A 14,846-nucleotide genomic window follows, 5' to 3' on the forward strand; every position below is an offset into this window, starting at 1 on the left:
CATGCGCAGGATTTTGCTGTTGGTGGTGTTGTTGCTCGGCGGCTGTCAGCACGTGCCGCCGCCACCGGTTGCGGGCGAAATCCGCGATCTGCGCAACGGCGAAGTGATTACCGCGCAGGAGCTGCTGGCGCAGTTAAGCAAACCGGCGCGGGTGATCATTGGCGAACAACATGACAATGCCGATCACCATGCTGTTGAGTTGTGGCTATTGCAGGACCTTGGACGAACGCGGCCTCAAGGCAGTTTGTTGCTGGAAATGCTCACGCCGGATCAGCAGGTGCGGGTTGATCAGGTGCGTCATGCATCGCCGCCACCAAACGATATTCCAGCGGCATTGGCCTGGCAGGACGGTTGGGACTGGAATCTGTATGGCCCGATTGTTCGTTTCGCCCTGACGCAGCCTTATCTGCTACTGGACGCCAATCTTGATAACAGTGAAATTCGCGCTGTTTATCGCAATCCACCCGTGTTGGATGGCACCCGCAGTAATGCTGCGACGGTGAAATCCGAGTTACTGGGTGAGATCAGTGATTCCCACTGTGGCTTGCTCCCCCAATCGCAAATGCCGGCCATGCTCGCCGTCCAGCAACAAAGAGATCGGCGCATGGCAACGCGTTTATTAGACGCGCCCGCCCCCGCACTTTTATTGGCCGGTGGATTTCACGCGCGCAAAAATGTCGGCGTGCCGCTGCATGCGCTCGACCTGGGGGCGCCTGAAGCGCCGACCGTGCTGATGCTCGCGGAGCAGGGCAGTCAGATCACGCCTGCTATGGCCGACTACGTCTGGTTCACTCCGGCCAAAGCGCCGCAGGATTACTGCGCCGAGATGCGTAAACAGTTCGGCAAATGACTTTGTTGCGGGCAAAAAAAGACCCGGTAAAAACCGGGTCAAATAACCGTGATTAGCCTGATGAGGAGATAATCTGAGAGTCCGAACCAAGGGCTTTTCAGAATATCGACTGATCTCGCGACCAGTTGTGATAATCATAGCGATTCTCATTACCAAGTCAACAGCTGTTTTTTGATTTGTTTTGATCTGTCTTGGAAATGGCCGCAATGCCCTGCAAACGCTGGGCGTCAGGTGGCAGTTCTGGAGGCGGTCAGTTGCTTGTTGAGCTGGTCGATACGCCGCGCCATGCTCTCGATCAAGCTGTGGGCGATTTTTGGATTAGTACGGGTCAGGCTTAGAAACTGCTCGCCGGGGAGCAACATTACGGTACTTGGCTCGCTGGCGATGACCGTGGCATTGCGCGGCTCGCGGGTGAACACCGCCATCGCTCCGAAGATCTCGTCCTTGGGCACTTCGCCGACCTTGTGTCCATCGACGAACGCTTCGGCGTGCCCCGCAATGATGACGAAGACGTGATCCGCTTCATCGCCCTGGTGAATCAACACTTCGCCGGCCGGTACCCGTTTGAAACCATTGGTGCTGCGAAATTCACGCGGTTTGAGTTCTGCAACCGCGTGGGCAAGTAGTGCCATTTGCCCGAGCAGGTAGTTCAGAAGCGGCTCGCATTGCACCTGCGCAAACAGATCGCTGCGGCGATAGGGCAGTAACCGCAGCGGGCTCTGCGCGCTCAAGCGGCAATCTGCCCATTGCGTACCGCGCTGCAAGCCGATCAGGTCACCTTCCTGCCAGTAGAACAGCGGCCGCCCGGCGAAATAGCCGGTGATCACCCCTTCGACCAGCAGGAACAGTTGATCCTCAGGCAACTCCGTCAGCAGGTCCTCGGCGCCTGCCAGTTCCAGCAGCGGCCCGCACGGCTCAACTGCCTCAAGCCATTGCGCCGGCAGTTTCTGCAAATGGTTGATCAATGTGTCGGTCTGCGCCGATTGCTCCCCGAGCAGGTACATGGTTCAGGCACCCATTCAGTTCTTGTGGCGAGCAGAAATGGCATCGAGCTGTTTGTTCAGTGCATCTTTGCGTTCGGCGGGAATGTCGTTCCAGTGCACATCCATCAACGCGCCCTCGATTGCATACAGCAACACCTTCGACGCCCGGAAGCCGCGAGTGCGCACGGCTCGGTAGGCGTCCACCGCCCCCAGGCGACGCAAGTCCGAGGCGCTGTGGATGCCCACGGCATGCAGCCATTGCGCCGACGTCTTGCCAAGATTCTTCAGGTGTTGCAGTTCATCATTCATCAAGCCTCCTTGCGTTGGCCGAACGGTGCGTGGGCGAGCTTCTCAGGAGTGTAGTCATCAGTAGGAAAAGCGTGGTTCTTTGGTCGGATTCGACGCAAACGCTTCTAAGCCCGGTCTGATATTTCAGTGGGATAGAAGTCGGGAAGGGTGTAGGGGGAATTCTAAAGTCACGCAGTCCAGCGCAAAGCGGGGGCGCTGGACAGGTTCAGGGTGTTTCGCGGGTTAGCGCGTGCGGTAGCGCAGGCGGGTGCCGAAATTCATCGACATCAGAATCTCGTCGGCACTCAGCTCGGGCGGAAAGTAGGCGCCGGAGATTTGCGCATGGGCCAGGCTCGCGCCTTCCAGCGCCGCTTGACGGAAATCGATGCCACGCAGATCGGCGGAACGGAAGTAGGCGTCCCGGAAATCCACGCCATCGGCGTTCAGTTCACGCAGGTCGAGCCCCCGAAAATCGCCACCGACCATATCGATCGGGCCGTCTTGCGGGCGCTCGTTGTTGAAACCGGTTATGTCGTCTTTGTGCAGCAAGGCATACAGCGGGGTGTCGAGAAGTTTCGGCTGGCTCATGTCACATCACCTGTTGGTTTTATGACGCCAGTATAGTGCCACTATTTGGCGGCCGTGAAGCCAGCGAGGGCGTCACGGCCGAAATAGTTTCTTACAGACCTGGCAGGCGCTGACGGATCTGCGCGACAACGGTGTCCAGAGTCCCGGATTCGTTGGTCTGTACACGTTTGCTGCGCAGAATTTCTTCCGGGCTCAGCGCTTCGCGATTGGCTTGCTGCGCTTCGATCACGGCCAGCGTTGCGTCGGACGGATCTTTTTTATCTGCCTGACGCGTCGCCAGCCAGCTCTCGACGACTGCTTGCGGTGCGTTGCAGTCGAGGATCAGGAACGGCGTGCCAGTGGCTTCGGCAACCTTGGCGGCGTTGTCGCGCTGCTCACGCTTGAGGTAAGTGGCGTCGATTACCACCGGGAAACCGGCGTGCAGGATGACGTCGGCAATCTCGTGCAAGCGAGCATAGGTGGCAGCGCTGGCATCGGCGCTGTAGATCCCGGCCTGCACATCATTGGCGACAGTTTGCTCACCGAACAGACGCTTGCGCTCGACATCGGAACGCAGACGAATCGCGCCCAGCGCTTCGACCAGACGCATGGCAACGTGGCTTTTGCCGACAGCGGAAACGCCGTGGGTGATCGCCATGAAACGCGAAGGAATGGTGCTGTAGCTTTCCGCCAGGTTGGCGTAGTTGCGGTACTGGCGCAGGGTCGTGGCGCGCTGCACCGGGGTGGCGTCCGCCGGCATGCTGAACAGTGCGACTTTGGCGCGAACCAGCGCGCGGTAGGCTTTATAGAAGTTCAGCACTTCCAGGCCTTGATAGTCACCGGTCAGTTCCAGGTATTGGCTGATGAAGCGACGGGCGAGGGATTTCAGGCCGCGGTCTTCGAGGTCCATCGCGAGGAAGCCGGTGTCGGCGTAGACGTCGGTGAAGCGGAACGGCTCGTTGAATTCGATGCAGTCGAAGATCACCACTTTGCCGTCGATCAGCGTGGCGTTGCCCAAGTGGATGTCACCGTGGCATTCGCGGGTGAAACCGTCGGCCTTGCGCTGGGCGAACAGCGGCTTGAGGCGTTCGAAGCTGCTTTCAGCCCAGGCTTGCAGCGCTTCGAGTTGCAGCAGATCGTTCTTGTCGCTGAGGAACGGCAGGATCTGTTCGAAGTTCTGCCGCACTGGTGCCATCACGCTGTCCGGGGTGCCGGCGTCGTGTTCGGCCGGGACTTTTGGCGCGCTGAGGTGAAACTTGGCAATCTGCTCAGCCATCTCGTCGATATGCGTGGTGGTCAGCTCGCCGTTGGCTTGCAGGGTGCTGAGCAGACCGGATTGCGGGAACTGGCGCATTTTCAGCACGTATTCGATGGCCGGACCGTCGCCGCCGAGTTGCGGAGCCTCGGCAGTGCCGGTTACTGGGAGCACTTCAAGATACAAATCATCGGTCAGGCGCTGGTTCAGACGCAGCTCTTCAGCGCAAAAATGCGCGCGGGCTTCGAGGCCGGTGAAGTCGAGAAAACCGAAATTAACCGGTTTCTTCACTTTATAAGCGAACGGACCGGTGAGCAGCACCCACGAGATGTGGGTTTCGATGACCTGGAACCCGTCGACGGGATGCGGGTAGAGGGCCGGGTTTTGCAGGGCAGCGATCAGAGACTGGCTCACGGGCGATCCTTCAGAGACTGGGGGGAATTCGAGGCGGCCATTATGGCCGCTCGCCAGCCTGACGCAAACCTCGGAGCGCTTCTATCGAGTCTGAATAAAGTGCGTATAATCCGCCGCCATGACTCGAACTCGATCTCCCCGTACCAAGAAAAAACCACCATCCAAGGGCATGAACCCTTGGCTGAGCTGGGCTATTAAACTCAGTCTGGTCGGCCTTGTGGTGCTGGCCGGCTTCGCCGTTTACCTCGATGCCGTGGTGCAGGAGAAGTTCTCCGGCAAGCGCTGGACCATCCCGGCCAAGGTATACGCGCGCCCGCTTGAGCTGTTCGTCGGACAAAAGCTCAGCAAGGACGATTTCCTCACCGAACTCGATGCCTTGGGCTATCGCCGTGAAGCTGTGAGCAATGGCCCTGGCGCTGCGGCTGTCAGTGGCAACACGGTCGATCTGAATACCCGTGGCTTCCAGTTCTATGAAGGCCTGGAAAAACCCCAGCCGGTACGCGTGCGCTTCTCCGGCGATTACGTAGCTGAGCTGTCGGCGAGCAACGGTTCGAAACTGTCGGTGGTGCGCCTTGAGCCGCTGATGATCGGCGGGATCTACCCGAAAAACCTCGAAGACCGGATTCTGATCAAACTCGATCAGGTGCCGCCCTATCTGCTGGAAACCCTGGTTGCCGTTGAAGACCGGGATTTCTACAGTCACTGGGGCGTGTCGCCGAAGTCGATTGTCCGCGCTATCTGGGTCAACACCTCTGGCGGCAAGATGACCCAGGGCGGCAGTACCCTGACGCAACAGTTGGTCAAAAACTTCTATCTGACCAACGAGCGCAGCCTGACCCGCAAACTTACTGAAGCGATGATGGCGTTGCTGCTGGAAGTGCATTACGACAAGAAAGACATTCTTGAGGCCTACCTTAATGAAGTGTTTGTCGGCCAGGACGGTCAGCGTGCGGTGCACGGTTTCGGTCTGGCCAGCCAGTTCTTCTTCGCTCAGCCATTGTCCGAGTTGAAGCTGCATCAGGTCGCGTTGCTTGTAGGCATGGTCAAGGGACCGTCCTATTACAACCCGCGGCGCAATCCTGAGCGCGCGCTGGAGCGTCGCAATCTGGTGCTCGACGTGCTCGAGCAGCAAGGCGTTGCGACTGCCGAACAAGTCGCTGCGGCGAAACAAATGCCACTGGGTGTGACCACTCGCGGCAAGCTGGCTGATAGTTCGTTCCCGGGCTTCATCGATCTGGTCAAACGCCAGTTGCGTGAAGACTATCGTGATGAAGACTTGACCGAAGAGGGTCTGCGGATCTTCACCAGTTTTGATCCGATTCTGCAGATGAAGGCCGAGGCTTCGGTCAACGACACCTTTAAACGTCTGTCCGGGCGCAAGGGTTCCGACGATGTGGAAGCGGCGATGGTCGTGACCAACCCGGAAACCGGCGAAGTCCAGGCCATGATCGGTAGCCGTCAGGCGAGTTTCGCCGGCTTCAACCGCGCGCTGGATGCGGTGCGGCCGATCGGCTCGTTGATCAAACCGGCGGTGTATCTGACGGCGCTGGAGAAACCAAGCCAGTACACGCTGACCAGTTGGCTGTCGGATGATCCGCTGTCGGTCAAAGGCGCGGACGGCCAAGTGTGGAAACCGCAGAACTATGACCGGCGTTCCCACGGCACGGTGTTCCTTTATCAAGGGCTGGCGCATTCCTACAACCTGTCGACCTCGCGTCTCGGGCTCGCAGTCGGCGTGCCGAATGTTCTCAAGACCTTGGCGCGTCTGGGCGTAACTCGCGAGTTTCCGGCATATCCGTCAATGCTGCTGGGTGCCGGTGGCATGACGCCGATTGAAGTGGCGACCATGTACCAGACCTTGGCCAACGGTGGTTTCAACACACCGATGCGCGGGATTCGCAGCGTACTGACCGCTGAGGGCGAGCCGCTCAAGCGTTATCCGTTCCAGATCGAACAGCGTTTCGACCCGGCCTCGATCTATCTGATTCAGAACGCCATGCAACGCGTGATGCGCGAAGGCACTGGCAGTTCGGTCTACAACGTATTGCCGAAAACCCTGACGCTGGCGGGCAAGACCGGTACCAGTAACGATTCACGCGACAGTTGGTTTGCTGGTTTCAGCCAGGATCTGCTGGCAGTGGTCTGGCTCGGTCGCGACGACAACGGCAAGACGCCGTTCACCGGTGCCACCGGTGCGTTGCAGGTGTGGACCAGTTTCATGCGCAAGGCCGATCCGTTGCCGCTGGACATGCCGCAGCCGGACAACGTGGTGCAGGCCTGGGTTGATTCGCGTACCGGACAAGGTTCCGATGCCAACTGCCCGGGCGCGGTGCAGATGCCGTATATTCGCGGCAGTGAACCGCCTCCCGGCGCCGCCTGTGCAAGCGAAACGCCTGCTTCCGGCGAGTCGGTGATGGATTGGGTCAAGGGCTGGATGAATTAAGCAAAGAGGGTTTCAAGTGAACAAGTGGTTGATTCCAGCGGTGACTGCCGTGGCTTTGCTCAGTGGCTGCTCCACCGTACAGCGTGGTTCGATTCCGGTTGTCGATTCCGGCACCGCCGTGTCCAACAGCGAACGCATTTCGGCCAATGGCGGTTTCCGTCAGACCACCGTCAAGCGTCCTGCGCAGGCCCAGCCTCAAGCTATCCCGCAAGGCGATACCGGCGTTGTGGTGATGGTGCCGGGTGGCGGCGCGACAACATCGGCGCCGATCAGCTCTGCGCCAATCGTGCCGGGCCCATCGTCCGGCGGGATTACTTCCGGGCCGTACAATCCGTCGCCAGTCGAGTCGGCACCGATCAACTCCGGTAGCTACAGCATGCCTGCGTCGCCGAGCGGCATTCCGTCGGCGAGCAGCGGCGGCGGTCTGTCGGCCGATGAGCAACTGGACGGCCCGGTGCTTGCACTGCTGACCACCGCGCAACAGCAACAGGCCGGTGGCGACCTCAACGGCGCCTCTTCCAGCCTGGAGCGCGCCCAGCGTGTCGCGCCGCGTGAGCCGCAAGTGCTTTACCGTCTGGCGCAAGTACGCATGGCCCAAGGCGATGCGCCGCAAGCCGAGCAATTCGCTCGTCGTGCGCTGACCATGGCCAACGGTCGTCCGGACTTGCAGGCCAATCTGTGGGAATTGATCGCGCAGTCCCGTGAGAAACAAGGCGATTCCGCCGGCGCCACACTGGCCCGTCAGAAGGCCAAGGTAGCGTTGTAATGGATGCACGCTTCCCGAAGATCGCCGATCAGCTGTTGCTGATCGAGCGTGAATTGCGCACGCAGGGCTGGTGGGACGAAGTGCAGCCATCTGCCGAAGCCTTGAGCAGTGTCGAACCGTTCTCGGTCGATACGCTGGATTTCGAACAGTGGCTGCAATGGATTTTCCTGCCACGGATGAAGATGATTCTCGAGCAGGATCTGCCATTGCCGAACGCCTCGGGCATTCAGGAAATGGCAGAAATGGTCTTCGCCGCACGCAATGTGCAGGGCAAGGATCGCCAGTTGCAGGTCTTGCTCAAAGAGTTCGACCTGCTGATCACCGCGTCCCGCTGAATCGGAAACTGCCAGTCACTACTGGCAGTTCTCCGCGATCTGCTTCTGCGCTTCCGTCACGCGTTCCTGGCGTTGTGTATCGCTCAATCGGCGTAATTCTCCACCGACTTCTTCTCTCAAGCGCGGGTTGTTCTGCAATTGCGCGAGATTCGTCCGTGCCTGATCGCAAAACGTCTTCAGCTGCGCCTGCTGCTCGGCAACCTGCTTCTTCACAGTGCTGTCGATGGCTTTTTGATCGCCGATCGTGCTGCTGCCTGGCATTGGCGGCGGTTTGATTGCAGGCGGGGAGGGCGTCTGCATGGAGGTAGACGGCTGGCCTTGTGGCGGCTGCGCATCGAAATGTGTGACGCCTTGAGCATCGACCCATTTGTAGATTTGACCAGCCATGCACCATGGGCTGAGGCCGATCAACAGAGTCAGGAGGAACGTTCGCATGCTGATTCCTTGGCAAAACTGCGCAATTGAAGCTAACAGAGTAGCGCTTTCCGGGTTTTTTCTTGCGTTCTCATGTGCTTACCCACAATTAAGCACATTGACGGCTTGACTTGCAGAGGGCGAAACAGAAGAATCCAAAGTCCGCTGTAGAGGGACTGCCAGAAGCAGACCCACTCGGTAGATCATGAGGCGCATACCCGCGCCGACCTGTTACACCCGCAACGCGTTACCTCGCGCTGGGTGGGAAAGGCCCGCAACACTTGGGACGATCCCAATACTTGCTCAGTCAGTGCTGACGTAGTCGGCGACCACCGTCGCTCATGCTCTGCCGAGAAGTAAACCTATTAAGACCCGTTCGCTTTTTTGTGGACGGTATTCTGGCGTTTTAGAGGTGAACAACGTGGAGCTTTTATCTGGCGGTGAGATGCTCGTCCGCTTCTTGCGTGACGAAGGCGTCAAATATATCTACGGGTACCCGGGTGGTGCTCTCCTGCATGTTTACGATGCCCTGTTCAAAGAACCGGAAGTGACTCACATCCTGGTTCGTCACGAACAAGCGGCAACCCATATGGCTGACGGCTACGCCCGTGCCACCGGTAAAGCCGGCGTGGTATTGGTGACTTCCGGTCCTGGCGCCACAAACGCCATCACCGGTATTGCCACCGCCTATATGGACTCGATTCCGATGGTGATCATATCCGGTCAGGTGCCAAGCACCATGGTCGGCACCGACGCGTTCCAGGAAACCGACATGATCGGTATCTCCCGGCCGATCGTGAAGCACAGCTTCATGATCAAGCACGCCTCGGAAATCCCGGAAGTCATGAAGAAAGCGTTCTACCTGGCGCAATCCGGTCGTCCGGGCCCGGTCGTGGTCGATATCCCGAAAGACATGACCAACCCGGCCGAGAAGTTCGAATACATCTTCCCGAAGAAAGCCAAGCTGCGTTCCTACAGCCCGGCCGTGCGCGGTCACTCGGGGCAAATCCGCAAGGCCGCAGAAATGCTCCTGGCGGCCAAGCGTCCGGTTATGTACGCCGGTGGCGGTGTGATTCTGGGCCACGGTTCGGAGCCTTTGACCGAACTCGCGCAGATGCTCAACCTGCCAGTGACCAATACTCTGATGGGCCTCGGTGCTTACCCTGGCACCGACCGGCAGTTCATCGGCATGCTTGGCATGCACGGCAGCTACACCGCCAACCTGGCGATGCACCATGCTGACGTGATCCTCGCGGTCGGCGCGCGTTTCGATGACCGTGTGATCAACGGCCCGGCGAAGTTCTGCCCGAACGCCAAGATTATTCACATCGACATCGACCCGGCTTCGATTTCCAAGACCATCAAGGCCGACGTGCCAATCGTTGGTCCGGTGGAGAGCGTCCTGACCGAAATGGTCGCGATCCTCAAGGAAATCGGCGAAACCCCGAACAAGGAAGCCGTCGCCAGCTGGTGGAAGCAGGTTGATGAATGGCGCGGTGATCGCGGCCTGTTCCCTTACGACAAGGGTGACGGCAGCGTCATCAAACCGCAGACCGTGATCGAAACCCTGTGCGAAGTGACCAAGGGCGACGCCTTTGTGACCTCCGACGTCGGCCAGCACCAGATGTTCGCGGCGCAGTACTACAAGTTCAACAAGCCGAACCGCTGGATCAACTCTGGCGGTCTGGGCACCATGGGCTTCGGTTTTCCGGCGGCCATGGGCATCAAGTTGAGCTTCCCGGACGCCGATGTTGCCTGCGTTACCGGCGAAGGCAGCATCCAGATGAACATCCAGGAACTGTCGACCTGCCTGCAATACGGTTTGCCGGTGAAGATCGTCATTCTGAACAACGGTGTTCTGGGCATGGTTCGTCAGTGGCAGGACATGAGCTACGGCAGCCGTCACTCGCACTCCTACATGGAATCGTTGCCGGACTTCGTCAAACTGGCTGAAGCCTATGGTCACGTCGGCGTACGCATCACCGAATCGAAAGATTTGAAGTCGAAGATGGCAGAGGCGTTCGCCATGAAGGACCGCCTGGTGGTGATCGATATTTCGGTCGACACCAGCGAGCACGTCTACCCGATGCAGATCAAAGACGGCTCCATGCGCGATATGTGGCTGAGCAAGACGGAGCGTACTTAATCATGCGGCACATTATTTCCTTGCTTCTGGAAAACGAACCCGGTGCTTTGTCTCGCGTTGTCGGCCTGTTCTCGCAGCGCAACTACAACATCGAAAGCCTGACCGTGGCGCCAACCGAAGACCCGACTCTGTCGCGTCTGACGCTGACCACAGTCGGCCACGATGAAGTCATCGAGCAGATCACCAAAAACCTCAACAAGCTGATCGAAGTGGTCAAGCTGGTCGACCTGTCGGAAAGTGCTCACATCGAGCGCGAACTGATGCTGGTCAAGGTCAAGGCCACTGGCGCCCAGCGCGCCGAGATCAAACGCACCACCGATATTTACCGTGGACAGATCGTCGATGTCAGCGCCAGCGTGTATACCGTTCAACTGACCGGTACCAGCGACAAGCTCGACAGCTTCATTCAGTCCATCGGCACCGCATCGATTCTGGAAACCGTCCGCAGCGGCGTGACCGGTATTGCCCGCGGCGACAAAGTACTCAGCATCTAAACCAATTTAGTGAATGGCCTGAACGGCCTGGATATATAGGGGAATTTCATGAAAGTTTATTACGAAAAAGACTGCGACCTGTCGATCATCCAGGGCAAGAAAGTTGCCATCATCGGTTACGGTTCCCAGGGCCACGCTCAAGCGTGCAACCTGAAAGACTCCGGCGTTGACGTTACTGTTGGTCTGCGTAAAGGTTCGGCCACTGTTGCCAAAGCCGAGGCTCACGGCCTGAAAGTGACTGACGTTGCTTCCGCTGTTGCTGCTGCCGATCTGGTCATGATCCTGACCCCGGACGAGTTCCAGTCTGCTCTGTACAAGAACGAAATCGAGCCGAACATCAAGAAAGGCGCCACCCTGGCCTTCTCCCACGGCTTCGCGATCCACTACAACCAGGTTGTGCCGCGTGCCGACCTCGACGTGATCATGATCGCGCCGAAAGCTCCAGGCCACACCGTGCGTTCCGAGTTCGTCAAGGGCGGCGGCATTCCTGACCTGATCGCGATCTACCAGGATGCTTCGGGCAACGCCAAAAACGTTGCACTGTCCTACGCTGCAGGCGTTGGTGGCGGTCGTACCGGCATCATCGAAACCACCTTCAAGGACGAGACCGAAACCGACCTGTTCGGCGAGCAAGCCGTTCTGTGCGGCGGTACCGTTGAACTGGTTAAAGCCGGCTTCGAAACGCTGGTTGAAGCTGGCTACGCGCCGGAAATGGCCTACTTCGAGTGCCTGCACGAACTGAAGCTGATCGTTGACCTCATGTACGAAGGCGGTATCGCCAACATGAACTACTCGATCTCCAACAACGCCGAATACGGCGAGTACGTGACTGGCCCGGAAGTGATCAACGCCGAGTCCCGTCAGGCCATGCGCAACGCCCTGAAACGTATTCAGGACGGCGAATACGCCAAAATGTTCATCAGCGAAGGCGCAACCGGCTACCCTTCGATGACCGCCAAGCGTCGTAACAACGCCGCTCACGGTATCGAAATCATCGGCGAGCAACTGCGCTCCATGATGCCGTGGATCGGTGCCAACAAGATCGTCGACAAAGCCAAAAACTAAGTCGTCGTCCCTTGTATGAAAAAACGCGGCCTCGGCCGCGTTTTTTCGTATGGGCCGATGGTTCTGGTATAAAGCAGCAGCGTTTGTGGCCGAACCGTCGTCCCAGACACCTGTCGAAACTGTCCAACCCGTTGCAAGGTAATGTCCATGAGCGAACGTCCCGAAGAGCCGAACAAGGCTTCTGACGCCGAAAGCCTGCTGCCCATCGATGAACATATCGAAGAGGGGCATGACGCAGAAGGTCGTAAAGTCCGGCATCGTGGTATCTATCTGCTGCCGAATCTGTTCACCACTGCGAACCTGTTCGCGGGGTTCTATTCGATCATCAACTCGATGAGTGCCCAGGCTGCGTTGAGCGCCGGGGATAGTGCGAACGCGAGCAAGTATTTCGCCTTCGCCGCCATCGCGATTTTTGTCGCCATGGTGCTCGACGGCCTCGATGGCCGTGTGGCGCGCATGACCAACACCCAAAGTGCGTTCGGCGCCGAGTACGACTCGTTGTCGGACATGGTCGCCTTCGGTGTCGCGCCCGCGCTGCTTGCATTCGGGTGGGCATTGGGCGACATGGGCAAGGTCGGCTGGATGGTCGCCTTCATCTATGTGGCTGGCGCGGCATTGCGTCTGGCACGCTTCAACACGCAGGTCGGTACCGCTGACAAGCGTTACTTCATCGGACTGGCCAGCCCGGCTGCCGCGGGTGTGGTGGCGGGGATCGTCTGGGCGTTCAGTGATTACGGGATTCAGGGTTCGAAAATGTCGTTCCTGGTCGCGTTGATGGTGGCTGCTGCCGGCATGCTGATGGTCAGCAACATCAAGTACAACAGCTTCAAGGAGCTGGACCTGAAGGGGCGTGTGCCATTCGTAGCCATCCTTGCTGTGGTGCTGGTGTTCGCCGTTGTATTCAGCGATCCGCCACGTATTCTGTTGCTGGTGTTTCTTGCCTATGCAGCGTCTGGCCCGGTGCAGTATTTGTTGCGTCTTCGTCGTCACAAAAACGCCGAGTGATGTAATTTCCTCCATACTCCGCAGTCAATGGTGCATCTGTCCTCCAAAACTGCGGAGTTGCCATGCTGATCAAAGTCCCTAAAGCGTCCGACTGCCATGAGTCGGACGTCACGTCTGAATCCATTTATCTGTCTCGTCGCCAATTGCTTGGGGCTACTGCTGCCGGTCTTGCAATGACTGGCCTGCCGCGTTGGGCCAGCGCCGAAGATGCTGCGCGCTATGCCGATGTCGATCCTGGAAAACCTCCTGCCTGGTTCAACGAAAAGCTGCCTTCTACCAAATGGGGGGCAGTGAACGTCAAGGATGAGGCGATCACGCCTTTCAAGGACGCGACCCATTACAACAACTTCTACGAGTTCGGTACCGACAAGGGCGATCCGGCGGCCAATGCTGCGTCGCTGAAAACCGAACCGTGGAGTGTGGTGGTAGACGGGGAGGTGGGTAAGCCCGGGCGATATGCGCTGGAAGACTTCATGAAGCCTTATCAGTTGGAGGAGCGCATCTATCGCCTGCGTTGTGTAGAAGCATGGTCGATGGTGATTCCATGGATCGGCTTTCCCATCTCTGCGCTGTTGAAGCAGGTAGAGCCGACCTCGAAGGCTAAATACATTCGCTTCGAAACCCTGCAAGACCCGAAGAGCATGCCGGGCCAGCGTTCCGGGTTTGCCCTGATCGAGTGGCCGTATGTTGAAGGCTTGCGGCTGGACGAAGCGATGAATCCTTTGGCGATTCTCGCCGTGGGCATGTATGGCCGTGAGCTGCCGAATCAGAATGGTGCGCCGTTGCGTCTGGTTGTCCCGTGGAAGTACGGCTTCAAGAGCGTGAAGTCGATTGTGCGCATCAGTCTGGTCAGTGAGCAGCCGAAGACAACCTGGCAGAGCATTGCAGCGGACGAGTACGGTTTTTATGCGAACGTGAATCCGACAGTTGATCACCCGCGCTGGACCCAGGCACGCGAGCGGCGTCTGCCGAACAGTCTGTTCAAGCCGAATGTGCGCGATACGCAGATGTTCAACGGCTACTCGGAGGAGGTCGCTTCTTTATATACAGGCCTCGATCTGCGGAAGAATTACTGATGCGATATCCGTTCTGGCGTGTAGGCGTTTTCATTGCGGCGGCGATCTGGCCGCTGTTGTGGTTCTATCAAGCCTTTGCGGATTTGCTTGGGCCTGATCCCGGCAAGGTCCTGGTTGATCGGCTTGGGCTGGGCACTTTGGTGCTACTGCTGATCACCTTGAGCATGACGCCTTTGCAGAAACTCACTGGGTGGGCAGGGTGGGTTGCTGTGCGTCGGCAATTGGGCTTGTGGTGTTTTGCCTATGTGGTGGTGCATCTATCCAGCTATATGGCGTTCATTCTGGGATTTGACTGGTCGCAGCTGGGTGTCGAGTTGCGCAAGCGTCCCTACATTATTGTCGGGGCACTGGGTTTTCTTGGGTTGTTGGCTTTGGCCGTGACGTCGAACCGCTACAGTCAGCGTCGGCTGGGTGTTCGCTGGAAGAAGCTGCACCGGCTGGTTTACGTGATTCTAGGGTTGGGTTTGCTGCATATGTTGTGGATCGTGCGTGCCGATCTTAAAGAGTGGGCGGTCTATGCCTTTATAGGTGTCGTCCTTCTGGTGCTGCGGATTCCTCCAGTAACTCGGCGAATCCCGCGTTTGCTGGGTAAAAAGCCTGTTTTGCAAGAAAAGCGAAATTAGTGATTGACGGCAGATTCTGGAAGTCTATAATTCGCCCCACTTCCGGCGCAGTCGAAACGGAAAACTCCTTGAGATTCAATGAGTTATGTAGGTTTCGGCAGTGCAGGGCTTCAGTTTATCGA

15 protein-coding genes are annotated in these 14,846 nt (G+C 58.2%); 10 read left to right on the forward strand and 5 right to left on the reverse strand.

The window, feature by feature from the left end; translation table 11 throughout:
* The first annotated feature begins 1 nt into the window (after position 1).
* Positions 2 to 850, forward strand: a complete 849-nt coding sequence (locus tag ACP7BN_RS26450; protein ID WP_426206734.1) for a ChaN family lipoprotein — start codon at positions 2 to 4, stop codon at positions 848 to 850.
* A 227-nt stretch (positions 851 to 1,077) separates the two neighbouring features.
* On the opposite strand, the gene ACP7BN_RS26455 is transcribed toward ACP7BN_RS26450, so the two are convergent.
* The 4 genes from ACP7BN_RS26455 to ACP7BN_RS26470 form a co-directional block, all read right to left on the reverse strand.
* Complete coding sequence (locus tag ACP7BN_RS26455; RefSeq protein WP_426206735.1) at positions 1,078 to 1,854, reverse strand: Crp/Fnr family transcriptional regulator; 777 nt, start codon at positions 1,852 to 1,854, stop codon at positions 1,078 to 1,080.
* Positions 1,855 to 1,869: 15 nt separating this feature from the next.
* Positions 1,870 to 2,142, reverse strand: a complete 273-nt coding sequence (locus tag ACP7BN_RS26460; protein ID WP_053123870.1) for a TfoX/Sxy family protein — start codon at positions 2,140 to 2,142, stop codon at positions 1,870 to 1,872.
* 222 nt (positions 2,143 to 2,364) lie between these two features.
* Positions 2,365 to 2,709 (reverse strand): pentapeptide repeat-containing protein, encoded by a 345-nt coding sequence (locus ACP7BN_RS26465; RefSeq protein WP_420648395.1) that lies wholly within the window; start codon positions 2,707 to 2,709, stop codon positions 2,365 to 2,367.
* 91 nt (positions 2,710 to 2,800) lie between these two features.
* Positions 2,801 to 4,357, reverse strand: a complete 1,557-nt coding sequence (locus tag ACP7BN_RS26470; protein WP_426206736.1) for an AAA family ATPase — start codon at positions 4,355 to 4,357, stop codon at positions 2,801 to 2,803.
* A gap of 118 nt (positions 4,358 to 4,475) precedes the next feature.
* Between ACP7BN_RS26470 and mrcB the strand changes: the two genes are divergently transcribed.
* The 3 genes from mrcB to ACP7BN_RS26485 are packed head-to-tail and all read left to right on the forward strand — an operon-like array spanning position 4,476 to position 7,901.
* Complete coding sequence (gene mrcB, locus ACP7BN_RS26475) at positions 4,476 to 6,800, forward strand: penicillin-binding protein 1B (protein ID WP_426206737.1); 2,325 nt, start codon at positions 4,476 to 4,478, stop codon at positions 6,798 to 6,800.
* Between the two features lie 16 nt (positions 6,801 to 6,816).
* Complete coding sequence (locus tag ACP7BN_RS26480) at positions 6,817 to 7,566, forward strand: hypothetical protein (RefSeq protein WP_426206738.1); 750 nt, start codon at positions 6,817 to 6,819, stop codon at positions 7,564 to 7,566.
* Entirely contained in the window at positions 7,566 to 7,901 is a 336-nt protein-coding gene (locus ACP7BN_RS26485) for a YqcC family protein (RefSeq protein WP_426206740.1), read from the forward strand. Before ACP7BN_RS26480 ends, ACP7BN_RS26485 begins: the two co-directional genes overlap by 1 nt.
* Positions 7,902 to 7,919: 18 nt before the next feature.
* Here the strand turns inward: ACP7BN_RS26485 and ACP7BN_RS26490 are convergent, their stop codons facing one another.
* Positions 7,920 to 8,336 carry a DUF4124 domain-containing protein gene (locus ACP7BN_RS26490; protein WP_426206741.1) on the reverse strand — a complete coding sequence of 139 codons (417 nt, stop codon included), beginning with the start codon at positions 8,334 to 8,336 and terminating at the stop codon, positions 7,920 to 7,922.
* A 400-nt stretch (positions 8,337 to 8,736) separates the two neighbouring features.
* Between ACP7BN_RS26490 and ACP7BN_RS26495 the strand changes: the two genes are divergently transcribed.
* From ACP7BN_RS26495 to msrQ, 6 genes are all read left to right on the forward strand, one after another.
* Entirely contained in the window at positions 8,737 to 10,461 is a 1,725-nt protein-coding gene (locus ACP7BN_RS26495; protein WP_426206742.1) for an acetolactate synthase 3 large subunit, read from the forward strand.
* A gap of 2 nt (positions 10,462 to 10,463) precedes the next feature.
* Positions 10,464 to 10,955: an acetolactate synthase small subunit gene (gene ilvN, locus ACP7BN_RS26500; protein ID WP_003176102.1), complete on the forward strand. Its 492-nt coding sequence runs from the start codon at positions 10,464 to 10,466 to the stop codon at positions 10,953 to 10,955.
* Positions 10,956 to 11,003: 48 nt separating this feature from the next.
* Positions 11,004 to 12,020, forward strand: a complete 1,017-nt coding sequence (ilvC, locus tag ACP7BN_RS26505; protein WP_007948647.1) for a ketol-acid reductoisomerase — start codon at positions 11,004 to 11,006, stop codon at positions 12,018 to 12,020.
* 147 nt (positions 12,021 to 12,167) lie between these two features.
* Entirely contained in the window at positions 12,168 to 13,025 is an 858-nt protein-coding gene (pssA, locus tag ACP7BN_RS26510) for a CDP-diacylglycerol--serine O-phosphatidyltransferase (RefSeq protein ID WP_186546929.1), read from the forward strand.
* A gap of 62 nt (positions 13,026 to 13,087) precedes the next feature.
* Positions 13,088 to 14,101 (forward strand): protein-methionine-sulfoxide reductase catalytic subunit MsrP, encoded by a 1,014-nt coding sequence (msrP, locus tag ACP7BN_RS26515; protein WP_426206744.1) that lies wholly within the window; start codon positions 13,088 to 13,090, stop codon positions 14,099 to 14,101.
* Positions 14,101 to 14,724, forward strand: a complete 624-nt coding sequence (gene msrQ, locus ACP7BN_RS26520) for a protein-methionine-sulfoxide reductase heme-binding subunit MsrQ (protein WP_426206745.1) — start codon at positions 14,101 to 14,103, stop codon at positions 14,722 to 14,724. The genes msrP and msrQ overlap by 1 nt, the downstream gene beginning before the upstream one ends.
* Positions 14,725 to 14,846 lie beyond the last annotated feature (122 nt).

The organism is Pseudomonas sp. TWP3-1 (assembly GCF_049896625.1).
Taxonomy (GTDB): Bacteria; Pseudomonadota; Gammaproteobacteria; order Pseudomonadales; family Pseudomonadaceae; genus Aquipseudomonas.